General features: G+C 71.8%; 1 protein-coding gene and 1 pseudogene. Both read left to right on the top strand.

Annotated features, from left to right (window positions below):
- On the top strand, nt 1–693 hold a 693-nt coding region (locus ACFWI9_RS34840), incomplete at its 5' end, for an alkaline phosphatase family protein (RefSeq protein ID WP_387169444.1).
- A gap of 17 nt (nt 694–710) precedes the next feature.
- Nucleotides 711–1018: pseudogene (locus tag ACFWI9_RS34835) on the top strand (cytochrome P450); the annotation flags it as partial.

Here is a 1018-nt window from a genome sequence, read left to right as displayed (position 1 = left end):
GAGGACACCACCGTCGTGATCCTGAGCGAGTACGGCATCGCGCCCGTCTCCCGCCCGGTCGACATCAACCGCGCCCTGCGCCGGGCCGGGCTGCTCGACGTCTACACGCAGGACGGCATGGAGTACCTCGACCCCTGGACCTCCCGCGCCTTCGCGGTCGCCGACCACCAGGTCGCCCACGTCTACGTCCGCGACCCCGCCGACACGGACGCGGTGGCGGATGTCATCGCCGAACTCCCGGGCGTGGAGCAGGTGCTGGACGAGAAGGGCAAGGCGTTCCACGGGCTGGACCACGAACGCTCCGGGGAACTGGTCGCCATCGCGGAGCCGGACGCCTGGTTCACGTACTACTACTGGCTGGACGACGACCGCGCCCCGGACTTCGCCCGCCAGGTCGAGATCCACCGCAAACCCGGCTACGACCCCGCCGAACTCCTCTACGACCCCACCGTGCCCGGCGTGAAGGCACGCGCCATCGGCCAGGTCGCCCGCAAGAAGGCCGGCCTGCGCTACCGCATCAAGACCGTGCCCCTGGACCCCTCCGGCGTGCGCGGGAGCCACGGCCGACTGCCGCAGGACCCCCAGGACAGCCCCGTCCTGCTGTGCTCGCGCCCCGGTCCCGCACGCGACGAGATCGACGCCACCGACGTCAAGGACCTCCTCCTCACCCTGGCCGGCATCACCACCCCCTGACCACAGGAGCCCCCCCCATGCACTCGACGGACAGTCCGCCGCCGCCCCTGCCCCGCCATCGCCCCCTCCTCGACCCCGCCGCCGAGTACGGGCGGTGGGTACGGGAACAGCCCCTGACCAGGATCAGCCTGTGGGGCGACAACCATCCCTGGCTCGTGACCCGGCAGGAAGACGCCCGCGCCGTACTCAGCGACCCGAGGTTCAGCTCGGAGAACGTCCGGCCGGGCTTCCCCGGGCTCCAGCCGACGACGCCTCCGCGCACCCCCGGACAGTTGTTCGCCATGGACCCGACCGACCACACCCGTCTGCGCCGCATGCTCATCCC

The sequence above is a fragment of the Streptomyces sp. NPDC127084 genome, assembly GCF_042724175.1.
Lineage (GTDB): Bacteria > Actinomycetota > Actinomycetes > Streptomycetales > Streptomycetaceae > Streptomyces.
The sequence above is the reverse complement of the archived record's forward strand: the minus strand, read 5'-3'. Positions and strand labels throughout refer to the sequence as shown.